General features: G+C 46.8%; 1 protein-coding gene. It reads right to left on the reverse strand.

All coding sequences use genetic code 11. From position 1 onward, the window contains the following. Positions 1 to 487: ATP-binding cassette domain-containing protein (locus B3182_RS04385; protein ID WP_292751728.1), on the reverse strand; the 487-nt coding region annotated here is incomplete at both ends.

A 487-nucleotide genomic window follows, 5' to 3' on the forward strand; every position in this document is an offset into this window, starting at 1 on the left:
TCCGTATTCAATTTCATAATCAAATCAAAAATACCTTCAGCAGTCTGGTGATCCAGATTTCCGGTAGGTTCATCAGCCAACAGGCAGGCAGGTTTTGTAATTAATGCGCGAGCCAGTGCCGCACGCTGACGTTCACCACCCGATAATTCGCTGGGTTTATGATGTGCCCGGTGACCCAGTCCTACCTGTTGTAACAGTTCATTGGCCTGTTGTTTGGCTGCCTTGGGATGCATGCCGCCAATAACCAGTGGCATAGCAACGTTTTCTTCTGCCGTGAACTCAGGTAGTAAATGATGAAACTGGTAAACAAAGCCTAATGATTGATTGCGTAATTTACTGAGATCATTGACTGAAAGTTTGCTGATATCCTGACCCAATACCTCAATTTTTCCGTCAGTTGGACCGTCCAGTCCGCCAAGCAGATGCAATAGCGTACTTTTACCGGAACCTGAACTGCCGACTATCGCAATACGGTCACCAGCAAGCA

Source organism: Methylophaga sp. UBA4204, assembly GCF_002379485.1.
GTDB lineage: Bacteria > Pseudomonadota > Gammaproteobacteria > Nitrosococcales > Methylophagaceae > Methylophaga.